Origin of the sequence: Paenibacillus terrigena DSM 21567 (assembly GCF_000374845.1) — a bacterium.
Lineage (GTDB): Bacteria > Bacillota > Bacilli > Paenibacillales > Paenibacillaceae > Paenibacillus_K > Paenibacillus_K terrigena.
Window position 1 is genome coordinate 555,713 of record NZ_KB895413.1, and the last position, 15,645, is coordinate 571,357.

At 44.0% G+C, this 15,645-nt stretch carries 13 protein-coding genes; 5 read left to right on the forward strand and 8 right to left on the reverse strand.

The features are described 5' to 3' along the window. Positions 1-2 precede the first annotated feature (2 nt). Positions 3-761 (forward strand): ABC transporter ATP-binding protein, encoded by a 759-nt coding sequence (locus tag C558_RS0106770; RefSeq protein ID WP_018755494.1) that lies wholly within the window; start codon positions 3-5, stop codon positions 759-761. Positions 762-973: 212 nt separating this feature from the next. Here the strand turns inward: C558_RS0106770 and C558_RS0106775 are convergent, their stop codons facing one another. Further along, positions 974-1,372, reverse strand: a complete 399-nt coding sequence (locus C558_RS0106775; protein ID WP_018755495.1) for a VOC family protein — start codon at positions 1,370-1,372, stop codon at positions 974-976. 38 nt (positions 1,373-1,410) lie between these two features. Then, positions 1,411-2,364 carry a sigma-70 family RNA polymerase sigma factor gene (locus C558_RS0106780; protein ID WP_026263770.1) on the reverse strand — a complete coding sequence of 318 codons (954 nt, stop codon included), beginning with the start codon at positions 2,362-2,364 and terminating at the stop codon, positions 1,411-1,413. Between the two features lie 238 nt (positions 2,365-2,602). Here C558_RS0106780 and C558_RS0106785 point away from each other — a divergent pair, with 238 nt between their 5' ends. From C558_RS0106785 to C558_RS0106800, 4 genes are all read left to right on the forward strand, one after another. Continuing rightward, the gene (locus C558_RS0106785) at positions 2,603-3,484 is read left to right on the forward strand and encodes a phosphotransferase family protein (RefSeq protein WP_018755497.1); all 882 of its coding nucleotides are present in this window, start codon (positions 2,603-2,605) and stop codon (positions 3,482-3,484) included. Between the two features lie 182 nt (positions 3,485-3,666). Beyond that, positions 3,667-4,635 carry a hypothetical protein gene (locus C558_RS0106790; protein WP_018755498.1) on the forward strand — a complete coding sequence of 323 codons (969 nt, stop codon included), beginning with the start codon at positions 3,667-3,669 and terminating at the stop codon, positions 4,633-4,635. A 556-nt stretch (positions 4,636-5,191) separates the two neighbouring features. Beyond that, positions 5,192-6,811 carry an FMN-binding glutamate synthase family protein gene (locus C558_RS0106795; RefSeq protein WP_051106836.1) on the forward strand — a complete coding sequence of 540 codons (1,620 nt, stop codon included), beginning with the start codon at positions 5,192-5,194 and terminating at the stop codon, positions 6,809-6,811. A gap of 395 nt (positions 6,812-7,206) precedes the next feature. Next, complete coding sequence (locus C558_RS0106800; RefSeq protein WP_018755500.1) at positions 7,207-7,761, forward strand: dihydrofolate reductase family protein; 555 nt, start codon at positions 7,207-7,209, stop codon at positions 7,759-7,761. 204 nt (positions 7,762-7,965) lie between these two features. Here the strand turns inward: C558_RS0106800 and C558_RS0106805 are convergent, their stop codons facing one another. The 6 genes from C558_RS0106805 to C558_RS0106830 all read right to left on the reverse strand — a co-directional run bounded on the left by C558_RS0106805 (position 7,966) and on the right by C558_RS0106830 (position 15,640). Beyond that, a complete protein-coding gene (locus tag C558_RS0106805) occupies positions 7,966-9,453 on the reverse strand; it encodes an ABC transporter substrate-binding protein (RefSeq protein WP_245583739.1) in 1,488 nt (495 codons plus the stop codon). A 62-nt stretch (positions 9,454-9,515) separates the two neighbouring features. Beyond that, the gene (locus C558_RS0106810; RefSeq protein WP_018755502.1) at positions 9,516-10,277 is read right to left on the reverse strand and encodes a response regulator transcription factor; all 762 of its coding nucleotides are present in this window, start codon (positions 10,275-10,277) and stop codon (positions 9,516-9,518) included. Then, complete coding sequence (locus C558_RS0106815; RefSeq protein ID WP_018755503.1) at positions 10,252-12,015, reverse strand: sensor histidine kinase; 1,764 nt, start codon at positions 12,013-12,015, stop codon at positions 10,252-10,254. Before C558_RS0106815 ends, C558_RS0106810 begins: the two co-directional genes overlap by 26 nt. A 142-nt stretch (positions 12,016-12,157) precedes the next feature. Further along, complete coding sequence (locus tag C558_RS0106820) at positions 12,158-13,654, reverse strand: ABC transporter substrate-binding protein (RefSeq protein WP_018755504.1); 1,497 nt, start codon at positions 13,652-13,654, stop codon at positions 12,158-12,160. An 87-nt stretch (positions 13,655-13,741) separates the two neighbouring features. Beyond that, positions 13,742-14,671 carry a carbohydrate ABC transporter permease gene (locus tag C558_RS0106825; RefSeq protein ID WP_018755505.1) on the reverse strand — a complete coding sequence of 310 codons (930 nt, stop codon included), beginning with the start codon at positions 14,669-14,671 and terminating at the stop codon, positions 13,742-13,744. Positions 14,672-14,683: 12 nt separating this feature from the next. Further along, positions 14,684-15,640 (reverse strand): ABC transporter permease, encoded by a 957-nt coding sequence (locus C558_RS0106830; RefSeq protein ID WP_018755506.1) that lies wholly within the window; start codon positions 15,638-15,640, stop codon positions 14,684-14,686. Positions 15,641-15,645: the final 5 nt, after the last annotated feature.

Genomic DNA, 15,645 nt, shown 5'->3' on the forward strand with positions numbered 1-15,645 from the left:
ATATGAAGAAGATTATTATCGGTGATCATATCGTAAAATCTTTCGGCGAGGGCGATGAGAAGCGCAATGTTCTCGACGGAGTGTCCGTTGAAATAAACGAGGGCGAGTTCGTTGCGGTTATGGGACCTTCGGGCTCGGGAAAATCGACGTTGATGTTTGCGCTGAGCGGAACGGATGACGTTAATAGCGGAAAGATCGTTTTTGACAGCAAGGATTTATCGGCGCTCGGGGAGAATGAGCTTGCAGATATACGCAGAACAAAAATGGGATTTGTTTTTCAGCAGCCAACGATGCTAAAAAATCTGAATATCCTCGACAACATCATTCTTCCATCCATGCGCGGTAACAGAAAAAACGCTGCAAAAATAACGGAGAAGGCAAGAGCGCTTATGAAAAGGACAGGCATTGCGGAGCTTGAAAAGCGCAACATTACACAGGTATCGGGAGGTCAGCTTCAGCGTGCGGGAATATGTCGCGCGCTTATGAGCAATCCGAAAGTTATTTTCGGTGATGAGCCGACTGGCGCACTTAACTCAAAATCTGCGCAGGAGATCATGGACATCTTTTCCGAAATCAACGCGGAAGGTACTGCGGTTATGCTCGTAACTCACGATGCAAAGATTGCAGCGCGGACAGAACGAATTATGTTTATGCGCGACGGAAAAATCGTGGGCGAAATGCGACTTCAGAAATTCAGCGGCACAGATATTGATGACAGGATGGAAATAGTCACAGCGAAAATGCGGGAAAAAGGAATCTAATTTGATGTTTCACGATCATTGCCGATTACAATCAAGGTTTGATTCCTGAGTCCGAACTTGCAAAGGCTGAAAAATTACTTAAAAAGCATCCGGAACTAAAATATAAGAATCCTAAACCTTACAAACAAAAATAAAAATCAAGTTAACACTAAAGAGGCTGCCTCAAACGTCATCTCGGATGACTTTGAGGCAACCTGCTCCTTAATCCCTTATCATTTATGGTTCTGGCATACCGTAATCACATTAAAATCATCATCACGCATATTGAAGAAAGATACGAACTCGTTCCGGATGATCCCACCATAAATGATTTGGAATCCCAAACTTTCTATTAAAGCAGCCGCTTCATCAATATCATCAGCGGGTACGAAGCAAAGCGGCGGAGCCTTATCTGGAATTGGAACATTGTCCATTCCATTGGCATCGATCATAACGTCCGTTCCGTTCGGCAAATGCAGGATATGCATGTGACCGAAACGCTCCTGTTGCTCGCTTGAAAGGTTAAATAGCCTGCTGTACTGCTCTGCCGAATTATCCAGATTTCTGGACCATAGAATTACGGAACTGATCTGACTACGAATGGGATTCTTACTTTCTACAGGTCTCATCATTGTGGTCTTCCTCCTTGTTTTGAGCTTAAAAGACTGCTTTACTCGCGCCAATCTAGGTTTGGAGCTTTCTGCAGCTGCACCGGTACGCCAAGTGTTTTCCCTGCTTCGAGCAACAAGTCTTTGCAAAAATAATAACCTCGATGATACACAATCTGATTGCTTTCGAAATCAAATTCACGAATATCGTGAAGAGCAAGCCCTTGTTCGGTTTCAGCCAATACCACGAATACTTTCCGGCCCCACAAAAGTTCCAACGAAACATGCAAAACCGGCCCTCTGTGTTTGAAAGAACCATTAAGCATTTCTCTCTTCGAATATTCCTGAAATCCGGGTTTTGCATCATTATGAATACTTTCCTCAAACATTCCAAGAATACTGTCCACATCGCCGGTTCTCATTGCCTGAAGTAAGGTATCGAGTAACAAAGCGTTTGATTCAATATTTTCTAGGTGAATTTGATCCGGTAATATGTTGCGTTGCTTGCGGATATTGGCTCTCGCACGGCTAAGAGCTGCATAGACTGATCCTTCGGTCATTCGTACCATCCCGGCTACGTCGGAAGCGGTAAATCCGTATACTTCCATGAGCAGGAAAACAGCGATTTGCCTTTGCGGCAAATATTGGACCAATACTTCAAGTGCCTCAATCATTTCCATCGGATCAACCGCTTCTTCGGGAAAATCGTTGGAGTCCAGTTCTGAATACGTATCCATTGATATCTTTTTCTTCCGAAGCCCGTCAATTCTCGTATTTGTAGCAATTCGGAACAAGTAAGATTTTAATGCGAGTGGGTGCCAGATCTGGGCCATTGTTGCAAAAGCTTTCAATAACGTTTCTTGAAATAGGTCCTCTCCATCCCAAGGAGAACCCGTTAAATAACGGCAATATCTCCAAAGTGATGGGCGGTGCGGCTCGATCAGCTCCTCGAATTTCTTATGTAATGCTCGAGTCTCTTCAATAATCGGATCGTAAGATTCGGACATGGTATCCATCCCTTCCTGTTTTCCTTATGTAAGACGTGTACAATGTTGAAAATCATACGGTCACATTGAAAAAATTTAATTAGCATGATCGCAGTATAATTTCGTCACATAGAAAGGAATCCCCTGCATATTACTTGGAGGCCGCTCCTTTTTGCTTTATTGAAGTAACGGACAGGATTTTTTTGAAATAATGTAGAAAGGGTAGGTAAACTAATTAAGAGATCATTCAAAACACGTGAGGTGCGATTTGAACTTAATACAAACCATCATAAGAAGATTTAACCTTAATGTTTTAAGTATAGATAATGTTCCTGAGTCCTTTAGTTCACAAGTATACAAATTGGATCTTACCAGTGGAGAAACTGTATACGCGAAGATTCCTTATAATAGGGATAAACTGTATCGTGAATATCGTATGCTTGAAATGTTGAGCGAGGTATTACCGGTTCCAAAAGTATTAGACTTCTGGAGTGGGGATGACTTCATTTCTGGTGCCTTACTTTTATCTCAGATTCAAGGAATACCGTGTACAGGTAATATTGACGATGAACTGGCATTTCAAATCGGAGTACATCATGCAAAGTTGCATGATGTTAAAATGCCGAGGTATGGTGTTGAAGGAATAGACGGTTTTCAATTTCTTCATCAGAACAATTGGAGACTTTACATAAAAAATAACTTTGAAAAGTTGACAGAACCTTGTAAGGAAGTCCTTGAGAGAGGGCTTTTTGAAAAATGTATTAATCACTTTGAGAGTGCTTTCTCCGTATTACCTCATCCTGATGGACCATGTGTCGTACATATGGATTTCCGACCAGGTAATATACTTACAAATAATAATGAAGTCGTTGGAATTATTGACTTTGAGAGTGCACGGGGAGGATCCTCTGAAATAGATTTCACAAAACTTAATCGATATGTTTGGGAAGTAAATCCTCAAAGTAGAGTTTCGTATAAAGAGGGGTATTCAACAATTCGTCCCTTAATGGAGTTGGAGACAATACTTCCCTTTTATGATTTTTACGACGCATTTAGCGCTGTTGTATGGTGTAAAAACAGGGGAATTGAAAAAAATAAAGCGTTCCTCCAGGAAAGTATTTCTGTGTTGCAGAAATCCGTAGGTTGTTGAGCTAACGGGCAGTTTAGTGCGTTGGGAGGATTAATTAGAGGTAAGCGTATGGTGTGATTTTACAAAACGGTGATTTGGGGTGTATGACGAATGAATGCTGGTTTAATTATGGCTGCATGTGTATTAATTGGTGGTGCGATTGGATATTTAACAGGACATGTTGAAGTATGGAGGTATAGTGTATGAAGAGTATGTTTACAAGAAGAATAGGAACGGTGAAACGTTTTACTCTATTTGTAGTCTTTTTCCTCTGCACAGCGATGTTGATTCCCATCACAGCCAGTGCAGCATATTTCAACACCTACACCACCGTCGCAACGCTCGACAATGCAAATAATTCTTACGCCGCACAGGGATTTGCAGTGGGATCTACCTACACCTATTCCGTAAAAGTCAACAGTGACAACACTAAGGCAGTCATTTACCGTACCAAAATGAGCGATGGAACCACTATGCTCATGACAAACGGTGATAATGGGACATCTTATACTACCTACTTGGGCCATGCCAACGATTTGGTGCTTAGCACAATCGACGGAAATTATTATATGTTCGTCGTCACCATGAACGCCGGCAGTATGAGTCTCGTGAAACTGAAGTATGTAGGAACGACATATTACAAAGTTGGTAACTACACAATCAAATACAAAGGTGTAGACAAGTCAATGTCGGGTGTGAAAATTACTAGCAAAGACGCTAACAGCATATACTTTCTCTTCAAATCCGGACGAACCTTATACAGGGGTTCACTCCCACTGACCGCAAACAGCGGTACAATTAATGTAACCGATGGCTTTAACCTAAATATTGAAGATGCACGGGTCAACGGCAGTACCATATCTAACATCACCTCGTATGCTTTCCAGGGTTTTGGTTATTATAACGACACAATATATGTTCCCCTGACATATAAAAACATCAGCATTGTACTTGTTTATCGTAATATATCTACTGCCTCGGGTACAAAAAATACAGATAATAACCTGTCATTCCGCATTACGTCCGCTGCATACCCTGACCTTTTTGAGATAGAGGGCGTCGGAATCGCCAACGGAGATAAACTCTGGTTCAACACCAATCGAAGAACAAAACCGGGTGATACCGCTCACGACGGAGTGCACTATTTCAACGATTACAGCGCCTTCAAATAATAAAATAGCCTCCCGGCATTCGCCGAGCAGATGGTGATCGAACTATACAAACACCCTCTTTAACGGCCCTGGCTTGGGTTGGATTCATTTAACAAAAGTATCACTAGTCATGGAGATGTTGTTCAGCTAACGGAGTACGCTAGTTCAATACAACAGATTAAAACCTCTCATTAGAAGAAAACCTAGATTTAATAGGACTAATGAGAGGTTTTATTATGAATATAAGCCAATTGTGGAAACTGTATGAAGCCGATAAGCGTATAAAATGTTGGTTAATAAACTTGGCGAAATCCATATTTCAGATGTTACTCTACAGCTGTTAAAGGATACTTAGCAAAACAATCTGATCGATTGAAGCCAAGTAGTTTAGGGCATCGTATCCAAAAGCGTATTCTGAAGTTTTTAATAGAGGAAGATGTGATCCATCTGAACGTTTAATTCTGAAGGTACATTCACCGGCATCCTGTTCCAATATAGCAATGTTTTATTCGGTACGTTTCTGATCGATTACTATATATAACAGAATTATAATTGGAAATTAGTGGTACAATGTTCTATGTACGATTATCATTACGGGGAGGTCAATACAGTGTTACAAATTGTCCTGCTGGTTCTACTGCTTGTTATCATTATACTGCCGCCGATCATTTTTATCGGTTATATGTATGCCTTATCCAAAAAACCGAAGCATTCCATCATTCGCTCACACCCGTTTCTTGGCTGGGTACGTTATTTGCTTGAAAAGTTGGGGCCTGAGTTCCGTCAATATTGGTTTGACAGCGATACGGAAGGGAAGCCGTTCTCGCGGGCCGACTTTGTCGGTCTCGTATATGCTGCGAAATACCGGACGGATCTTATCTCCTTCGGCGGCAGGCGCGATTATGAAAAGCCCGGCTTCTATTTATCCAATGCCATGTTCACGAAATTGACAAGCGAGCTAAGGGTGGATAACGAAGTCCTCGTACCAGGAAAGAAATATGTCATTACCGACGAAGGGCTGTTTACAAGGAAGGAAAAATACGTAGAAGAACAGGTCAAACTATGGCTTCTACATGACGATGATGTCATTATGGTCGGCGAAAACAGTGAACACCCATGGCGGCTCAAAGGCATGTTCGGCGCTTCAGCTACTTCCTACGGAGCAGTAGGTGAGCATTATATTCAGTCTACCGGAAGTGGCGCATTCATGGCAGGCGGCTCATGGATCAATACAGGTGAAGGAGGAGTTGCGGATGTACATCTTGCCACAGGCGTCGATATCGTCTCGCAAATCGGGCCAGGCTTGTTCGGCTTCCGTGATGACACTGGCCGCTTCTCCATTGAAGTATTCAAGCACAAAGCTAGCATCCCGAACATTAAGGCGTTCGAACTGAAATTTCATCAGGGTGCCAAAATACGCGGCGGGCACCTCGAAGGATCTAAGGTCACCGAAAAAGTCGCTGCAGCTCGTTTAGTGCCTATCGGGAAAACAGTGAATTCACCGAACCGGTTCGAATTTCTAACCAATCCAGAGGAAGCCCTTCGTTTCATAAGCACCTTGCAAGAAGAAGGCGGCAAACCCGTGGGCATCAAAATCGTTGTCGGCGATCCGAAACGGCTCGAGCCGTTTTTTCAGACTATGGTTGAGCTAGAGATTTTCCCGGATTTTATTACCGTAGACGGTTCCGAGGGAGGTTCTGGAGCTACGTTCAAAGCAATGGCAGATGGCATGGGATTGCCGCTCTTTAACGCGTTGCTCATCCTTGACGACATCGCAAGGAAATTCGGCGTGCGCGAGCGTTTCAAAATCTTCGCTTCCGGCAAACTCATTACGCCTGACAAAGTGGCAATCGCCCTGGCGCTGGGCGCGGACTGCGTCAACTCTGCACGCGGCTTTATGATGGCGAACGGCTGCATCATGGCTCTGCAATGTCATACGGGCAAGTGCCCAACAGGGATTACGACTACGGATTCTAAGTATCAAGAGGCACTGGCGCCCGAAGAGAAACAGTGGCGCGTAATGAACTATATTCTTCAGATGAGGGAAGGCTTGTTTTCGCTGGCTGCCGCCTGCGGCTTAGAGAGTCCCCGCGAATTAAGGCGAGAACATGTGGTGTTTACGAACGAAAACGGTCAAAGCTTCCGAATCGTGGATTTGTTTCCTTATCCGGTGCTTGCAGAATCCGGAGATATATAGGGCGATATCCTCCGCCTACTCTAGGAACACACGCTCCGATTATCCCCTACTGAAGACGGTCGGCTCGGTTATCAGCTGGCCGTCGGCTCCCGTCTTCTCTGATGCCATATTTCGGATCAACGCCTCCGCCATTCTGCCTGTTAGAATCAAAATTCGCTCAAAAAGTGGAATTCCTCGATTTTGGAAAGGACTTGTCGGTACAGTCGGGATAAAAGAAATGGAGAACTAAAACGGGGAACGAGAGTTGAGGAGCTTGCTTGGAGGCAGCTCCTTTTTGCTTGTTGAAGTAACGGGCAGCATAGTTGCAAAGATACCCTTTCAGTTATTAATATGACACAAGGTGACATATTAAAGGTCTATAATAGGTGGTAGATCAACGAAAGGAGTAACCACTCATGAAACGAAAAATAATTCTGGATCTAGCCGTTACTTTAGATGGTTTTATCGAAGGGAAAAATGGTGAAGTTGATTGGTGCATTATGGACGCTGATATGGGGTTTATTGATTTCTTAAATCAAATTGACACGATTCTATATGGGCGGAAAAGCTATGATGTATGGGGACAATTTACAACAGAAATGGAACATTCTGGTAATGAAAAAGAAATGTGGGGGTTAGTTCATAGTAAAGAAAAATATGTGTTTTCCAGAACGCAAAAAGGGACGGATAGTAAAGCAATATTCATAAACGATAATATTCTTGAAGAAGTAATAAAATTAAAGAATAAGCCTGGTAAAGACATCTGGCTATATGGTGGAGCAAGCCTTATTACAACTTTTATCAATTTAGGACTTGTTGATGAATTTAGATTATCTGTTCACCCTGTTGTTTTGGGAGAAGGGAAACCGCTGTTTGTGGATATAAAACAGCGGTTGAATTTAAAAATGGTTAATACAAGAACGTTCTCCTCAGGCGTTGTACAACTAATTTATCATTTTGATGGGAACTAATAATATTGCACATTCCAATAATAAAATATCATCAGGAAATACTCGACAGTAACTGTCACTTCTTCAGCTAATAGGACACGATAGTTCGATACATAAGGGCTGCCAAGTGGCAGCCCTTTGTTCCGCTTACGGGAGAATTTTACGATCTATACCCGGATCCGCTGGCGGGAGGAGGGAGCCGCTATAGCACTTACCTCTTACCTCTTACCTCTTTACGCCCCGCCACGCATCCAACTGCTTCTGCACTTCTTTCCGTACTTCTTCGATGCCTGCTTGCTTGAGCTCCTCGTTAAACTTAGGGAGGATCGTGTCAACATCGACGGTACCAGTCATGAGGCTTGGATAGTATTTCTTCCAAATCATCTCGATGTTATCGGTTTGGGCGGTCAGCTTGGATAGATCAGGCGTAAAGCCGAGAACGGTGGACTTGATTAATTCAGCGTTGTATTTGCGGAACTGATCCCATTTGTCGAGGGGTTCCGGGTTATCACCGCCCATGGTTTTCAGGATAAACCAGTTGCCGAGTGTGTATTGTACTCCTGCATAGCTTGCTGGTGCATCCGGGATCGGGTCTCCGTGGCTGTCTTTGCCGGGAATTGGGGCAACTTGCCCATGTTCATCTAACGTGTAATGGACTCCTTCAATACCATAATTAAATAAATTTCGTATTTCAGGGTCGGTATTGAGTAGATTCAGAAACTTAATACACGCAATGGGATGCTTGGTATTAGCATTAACAGCCATGATTCCTCCACGGACTGATTCCGTGGTGACGACGCTAGGGGTTACGGGATTCGATACAACCTTGTAGCCGCGATCCTTACTCCAAGTCGTCTCTGAGAGTGGGCCACCACCTGAAGACTTCCAGAACACTTTATCCCAACGCTTAAGTCCGCCAGTCTCCCGCAGCGCGGCGTCCTTGTTAATGAAGCCCTCCTTATAATAACGCCGTAATGTGTTTAATACCTGCCGTGCTTCCTTTGTTTCGAAGATATTCACGACCTTAGCGTTAGGGTCCAGTGATTTCACCATCAAGGGAACTTTATGGTTCACAATATATTCATAGCCATAGAGAGCGAAGAAATTCTGTGAATCCCGATCTAATTCCATAGGGACATATGAAGGCTCATTCTGTTGAATCATCCGGAGCAACGGTTCAAGCGATTCCAGCGTATTGTATTTGGTAATATCGATATTGTACTTTTTCACGATTGAAGCAGGGTACATCCAATGATCACGCACGGCCAGCTCTTTATTGGTCGGTACACCATAAATGCCTCCATCATTCATTCGTACTCCTTGCCAAAAGGTTGGGTCAATGGTGTCGTACAAATCCTTACCCAGACTCGTAAGATAGTCATCAAGTCTCAGCCATGCGCCGCGCATAGCGGTGGTTGCATAATTGGGTGCAAAAGCAATGTCGAAAGGACTTCCTGCTGATATAAGTGTGTTCAGCCGATCTTCATACTCCTGCCAACCTACCTTGATATAGGTGACCGTCACGCCAATTTTACGAGCCATGATTTCATTGATTTTATCATTTACGAGCTGCAGATCCTTGTCAGGCTCTCCAATCGTGTAATAAATCAGATTTTCAGTGTCACCTTGATATTTATCATTGGTGTTTTTGCTAGGCTGCCGGGAGCAACCGGTCGTATACGCTGTGAGCAGCAGTATAAGACTGATTGTCATGAAGATACATCTGTGTCTAGAGTGCTTTAGCATCGATATCCTCCTTTCTGCCAAGTTCGTTGTTAACCTTTTCCCCGCAGATCAGAGGGAGATCTTCCGAAAAAGCTATGGAAATGCGTATAAAAATAATTGAGGTTGTTATAGCCAACGGAAAGTGCGATATAAGAAATCTTCTCGTCTGTCGATTGAATTCGTTCTTGTGCGAGGAGCATTCGGTAAGCCATGAGGTATTCTGAAAATTTCATGTTGGATTCTTTAAGAAATAATTGTCCAAGGTAGGTACTGTTCATCTGGAAGCGTTCTGCCACTGATTTTAAGGTGATATTCTGAGCATATTCCGTCTTGATCATCAGCAGGATGCGGTTGACCAGCTTGGATAAGTTGTCATAACTTACACCCAGCACCGGATCCTTGTTCAGACTCTCGCTGTTCATATTTCCTACCGTACCATGGAGATCTTCCACGATAATCTTCTCAATCACTTGCTGCAGCTTTGTACGTTCTATAGGCTTGAGTAGATAGTCTTTGACACCACAGCGAATGGCTTCTTGGGCATACTTGAACTCACTATAGCCGCTCATAATAACATATTTCGTAGGGATTTGGAGCTCGTTGAGTCTATGGATCGTTTCATATCCAAGATTCTTGCCAATACAGACATCAAAAATTGCGACATCTGGCAGCAGGTCTACAGCCTTGGATATGGCCACCTCCGTAGATTCGCAGGTTTCGATCCGACTGAAGCCGTATCGTTTCCAGTCCAGGATTCGCTTCATCCCCTCCAAAATCTGAGGTTCGTCATCCACAATCATCAGCTTGTACATGTTCAATCACCTCTTTTGAAATACGTACTGAAATCTTGACTCCAGCTTCCTCATTATTCGCAATCTCTATAGAAAAGTTGTTCCCATAGAAGTAATGAAGTCGTGTGCATACGTTGCGCAGACCAATACTATTGGAAGAGGTATCATCATGGCTCAAGAGTGTGCTTCGAACTGTATTTAAACGCTCGGCGTTCATTCCACGTCCATTGTCTACGAATTCCAATACATAATGATCTTCAGCTTCCCAGCCGTTAACGACATACAGGTTAAATTCATGACTGGCGTTAAAGCCATGGATGAAAAAATTCTCAGCTAAAGGCTGCATCCAGAATTTCACGGTAGGGATCGAGAGGAGGGCCTGCTCTACATTGACTTGATAATAAAAACGCTCTGGATACTTAAACTCCATAATCTCTAAATACTTCTGAAGCAATTCCAGCTCACTAGCAATCGAAATAATATTCTCCTTTTTGACCATATCACGATAGAGCGCCCCTAGGGTAGCAATGGCATCAGCGGTGTCCATATCCCGGTTAACAAGAGCAGTGGAGCGGATAACCTCTAACGTATTGTAAAGAAAATGGGGGTTGATCTGGTGTTGAAGCGCTTTCATTTCGGTTTCTTGCTGCTTAAGCTTAAGTAAATATTCATTACGGATATGTTTATCTAATTGTTGAATCATATCGTCTAATTCCCTTGCGATCATGCCGTATTCATTTCGACGATAACGAGCAGGGCGATTAGGGGTGAAGTTGGCTGTTTTCACACGTCCAATCGATAGAATAATGCGGTGCAGGAAGCGGGAATCATCTCGCAAATTGTACACAATGAGCAACAGTACGCTAATGATGGTCGTTAATACGATTAGAAAGATGGTGATTAGCATCCTAGCATGCTGCCGAATCAGCATTGATAAATCAACGATGCTAACGAATTTGAAATTGAACTTGGTGGATGGAAAGGTGACGAAAAATATATGCTTGAAAAAACCCTTCGATATATAACCATGACTGCGTCCATTCGCCGTCGCAAGACGGGATAGTTCCATCAAGTCTTGGTCCGGTCCATTACCGATAAGGTATATCTCACCAGAAGCACTGACTGCAGCAGCCTTTCCTAATCGATGATTTTGTATAGATTTAAAGATTTGATCACTGCTGACCAAGAAGCGCAGCTCCCCGAATTCCTTAGGGCCCAGTACTCCATCCGATAGTTTCTTGCGATATACGAATCCCTTTAGAATGGTATCGTGAAAAGCCTCATCTGTATTTGGAAGACCGAACATGAAGCTTGCAATTCCGTTATCGTTAAATCGTACGACATTGCCATACTGGTTGGTATGCAGACTAATCTGCGTTATTTCACCTCGCGCCCAGCTGTACAGGTAGGTTTTAATATCCTCTGGAAAGGATACCAGCGGCTGCGAGAATTGGCTCTTCTGCAGACTATTGGTTAAGTAGCCTTCCACACTGCTACTTAGGAAGCTGCGAGCATCCGCCATCAGACTATGATTGGAGTATATCCGCTGCATGTAGGATTCAATGCGGTCGGCATCATACTGCAGCTCATTCTCTACACCAGCGAAAGCATTAGCAGCCTCTATACGGGCGTCACCAACCCATTGATTCAGCAGCATTGCACAGGTCAGAATGCCAAGCGTGAGTCCAATGGTCACGACGAAAATGACATAAGCAATAAACTTGTGACGATAAATTTTGATTTGTAAAAAGGAGCTCATACGACACCTCAATTGCAGTAGCTCGTTGAATGTAAGCAGTTACATTACCACTTTAACATGATTCAGCAAAGCTTCATAGATAGCAAGAAAAAAGCATCCCATACTGAGTGTTTCAATAAGGGATGCTCTCTTGAATTTAATCTTACTTGAAGTAATTATTTATTTGCTCTTGAGCCGTTTTCATAATCGTGTCCATCCCAGCGGATTTCAACTCAGCCGTAATCTTCGGAATCATCTTCTCTGGATCGGATGCGCCCGTAATGAGTTCATATTTGTATTTATCCCATACCGCTTGGCAATTCGCCACTTCGGTCTGAAGATTGCCGATATCCAGTGCGAAACCAAGTATCGTGGAAGATGTTGCAACATCATTCAGCTTTTTAACTTGTTCCCATTGATCTACGGGAGCACCTTTGGTTACAGCTAGATTAAAGAATGTGCCTTGCGTGTAGGCAGCTAGCGGCCAAGTATCGGAGGTACGCTCAATGACCTTTTCGCCATCAACATTCTTGTAATCTACCCCAAGCTCACCGAAGGCCAACATATTGCGCAGTTTTGGATCTGTGTTGACGAGTTCGAGGTATTTAAGAGCTTCCTTCTTATATTTCGAATTCGCAGAGATCGCGTTAAGGGAGCCTTGGATCGTGCTCGTCGTATAAATTGGCCCATAGTGTTGAACCATATCATACTTTTGAACCGCATCATTGATTTGCCAGCTTACTTCTGCACCTGGGAATGCCTGTGCTGCGAAGAATGGTCTGCCTTTCTGATTCTCTGTTTTCGTCGGAGCATCCGGGTTGATGATACCAGCCTGATACCATTGATGCAGGAGCTTCAGGTTAGCCATCACATCTGGCTGCTCGAGAACGGAGACTACCGTGCGCGATGCATCGTCAGCCTTGACACCAACTGGAGCGAAGCCGAGGGTTAAATCGTCATAATCGTTAAAGAAACCATTCAAGCCTTCACTTTGCGTCATTGGCAACGGGTAGAAGCTCTTGCCTTCGCCAGCTTTCATCGCCTGCAGCGGCTTATCCAGATCCTGCAATGTTTTGATATTGTTGATGTCGATATTGTATTTTTGCACGTATTTATCATCGTATACCCAATACTGCGTTAACGATGAATCCTTATAGGTAGGAACCGAATAATACTTGCCGCCAATTTTCGTGCCTTCCCATACTTTTTGAGGGATCGTTTTGTATAATTCAGGCGTCTCGCTCTGCACCAAATCCGAGATATCGGCAAAGGCTCCCAGAGCAACTTGTTTGCTGTATTTACCGCTATTCGTGAACATGATGTCGAATGGTTCGCCCGTGTTGACGATCGTGTTTATTTTGGTATCCCATTCACCCCAGCTGGCGACCTTGATATCAATTTTTACGCCAATCTTCTCGGCTGTGTATGCATTCATTGCATCAATCGCTTTACTGAAGTTATTAGGGACTTGGCCGCCGATCGTCCACCAGACCAATGTCGGAACTTCCTTGCTGACTGCTGGGGTGTCCTTTGGTGTATCTGTCGTCTTCGTAGAACCTTCTGTTGTAGAATCAGTCTTCGTACCGCCGCAAGCCGCTAAAGCCGTCGCCATGAGTGTAAGAATACACATTGTAGAAATTGATTTCCAAGATTTCTTCATTTCATTTCCCCCTTTTTGAAGTTATATCACCGTGAATGTTGTACAGTGATCTATCATAAACCAAGCTTGCTTGGCTTACTTCGTACCTTATCCTTTGACAGCGCCGATCGTTAATCCTGAAATAAAATACTTCTGGAAGAACGGATAAGCGAAGGCGACAGGCAGAACAATGAGAATGGCCACAGCCATGCGAGCAGATTCCTTCGGCATCGTCGCGACAAGTACGGCATAGCTGACGCCCATGCTTGCAGCATTCTTTGCTAGCGCATCCACATTGCTCATCAAGCTATTGAGAAGGGCTTGCAGAGAATATAGGTTCTGGTTGTCGATATAGAGCATCGATTGGAACCAGTCATTCCAGTAGGCGAAGCAGAGGAACAGTCCGATGGTCGCGAGTACGGGCAAAGAGATCGGCAGGATGATAAAGAAGAAAATTCGCAGCTGACTTGCGCCATCCATCTCAGCGGATTCGATCAGCCCATCAGGAATCGTACTCTTGAAGAAAGTCTTACAAATGATTACATTGAACGATGAGACAGCAAGCGGGAGAATAAGTGCCCAGACGCTATCTTTTAACCCTAATAGGTTCGTATTGATGAAATAGCTGGATACCAGACCGCCATTGAAAATCATGGGGATAAACACAACCCAGGTCAGAAATCCCCTCAGCTTGTAGGATGGGCGAGAGAGCACATAGCCCATGGAGGTCGTTAGTAATACGCCGAGTACCGTACCAACGGCAGTCACGAGTACTGATACGCCAAGCGCCCGCAGAATCATGGAGCCTTGATTGGCAATATAGGCGTAAGCCTCTCCGGACCATGCAACCGGAATCAAGTGATACCCTGATTCACGTATGGAGGCCTCACTAGAGAACGAAATCGAGAGAACGACAATGACGGGAATGATGCAGATCAGCGCCAATAGGATAAAAATGAGATGGAAGAAGACGTTAACGACGTTACTGGTACGGTTAAATTTATCTAGGCCTGTGGTATATTCAATTTGAGTTGCCATCGATTTACCTCCTTACATCATCGCGCTCTCAGGATCAATTTTTCGTACAATCCAGTTTGCGATTAGAATCGTTGCACAACCCAGGACGGACTGTACGAATGCAGCAGCAGATGCCATACCTACCGTAGCGGACTTCAGTTGTTTAAATACCATGACATCGATGGTGGTCGATACGTTGAATAGTGAATTGGAATCTCGCGTGACCTGATAGAACAAGCCGAAATCGGTGTAGAATATGCGTCCAACGGCCAAAATGAACAGCATGACGATGACGAGCTTGAGCATAGGCAACGTAATATATCTCGTCTGCTGCCAGATGGAAGCGCCATCCATTACAGCGGCTTCATAATAGGTGCTGTCAAGGCTTGTAATGGTTGCCAGATAAATGACCATGCCATAGCCTAAGCCTTTCCAGACATTTAAGAGAATCAGAAAGAATGGCCAGTATGCCGGTTCCATATACCAGTTAATCGGATCGCCGCCCATACTGACGAGCATCTGATTGACAATCCCTTTATCGAAGCTCAGGAACGCCCAGCCTACAGCGGATATGACAACCCAAGATAGGAAATAGGGGAGGAACATCATCGTCTGATAGACTTTGCTGGCTTTGCGGCTGTGGAGCAGTCCGATCATAATCGCGAAAAGAACGGGCAGCACAATGCCTAGGACGATAAAAATAATGTTATATCCAATGGTGTTCCGAATAATGATCCAAGCGTCATTCGACTTGAACAGGAACTCAAAGTTCTTGAAGCCGATCCAGGGACTATTGAACACATTGCTGAAGAAGCCGCCGCTAATTCTGAAGTTTTTGAAGGCAATAATGATCCCGAACATCGGTAAGAAACAAAATAGGATGTACCAAATCGTCGTCGGCAATGCTAGGAGGGTTAATTCCGTATCCTGCTTATGCCATCGGATTTGTAAGCGCTTTCGTTTATTTTTTTGTTCAGCTGCAGAGCTCATGTTTG

Bases quoted from the DNA above. Each gene is read 5' to 3' on its own strand.
- C558_RS0106795 (WP_051106836.1), top strand. From the start codon at position 5,192: ATGTACGATTATCATTACGGGGAGGTCAATACAGTGTTACAAATTGTC.
- C558_RS0106780 (WP_026263770.1), bottom strand. From the start codon at position 2,364: ATGGATACCATGTCCGAATCTTACGATCCGATTATTGAAGAGACTCGA.
- C558_RS0106820 (WP_018755504.1), bottom strand. From the start codon at position 13,654: ATGAAGAAATCTTGGAAATCAATTTCTACAATGTGTATTCTTACACTC.
- C558_RS0106775 (WP_018755495.1), bottom strand. From the start codon at position 1,372: ATGATGAGACCTGTAGAAAGTAAGAATCCCATTCGTAGTCAGATCAGT.
- C558_RS0106770 (WP_018755494.1), top strand. From the start codon at position 3: ATGAAGAAGATTATTATCGGTGATCATATCGTAAAATCTTTCGGCGAG.
- C558_RS0106805 (WP_245583739.1), bottom strand. From the start codon at position 9,453: ATGACAATCAGTCTTATACTGCTGCTCACAGCGTATACGACCGGTTGC.
- C558_RS0106825 (WP_018755505.1), bottom strand. From the start codon at position 14,671: ATGGCAACTCAAATTGAATATACCACAGGCCTAGATAAATTTAACCGT.
- C558_RS0106790 (WP_018755498.1), top strand. From the start codon at position 3,667: ATGAAGAGTATGTTTACAAGAAGAATAGGAACGGTGAAACGTTTTACT.
- C558_RS0106800 (WP_018755500.1), top strand. From the start codon at position 7,207: ATGAAACGAAAAATAATTCTGGATCTAGCCGTTACTTTAGATGGTTTT.
- C558_RS0106810 (WP_018755502.1), bottom strand. From the start codon at position 10,277: ATGTACAAGCTGATGATTGTGGATGACGAACCTCAGATTTTGGAGGGG.
- C558_RS0106830 (WP_018755506.1), bottom strand. From the start codon at position 15,640: ATGAGCTCTGCAGCTGAACAAAAAAATAAACGAAAGCGCTTACAAATC.
- C558_RS0106815 (WP_018755503.1), bottom strand. From the start codon at position 12,015: ATGAGCTCCTTTTTACAAATCAAAATTTATCGTCACAAGTTTATTGCT.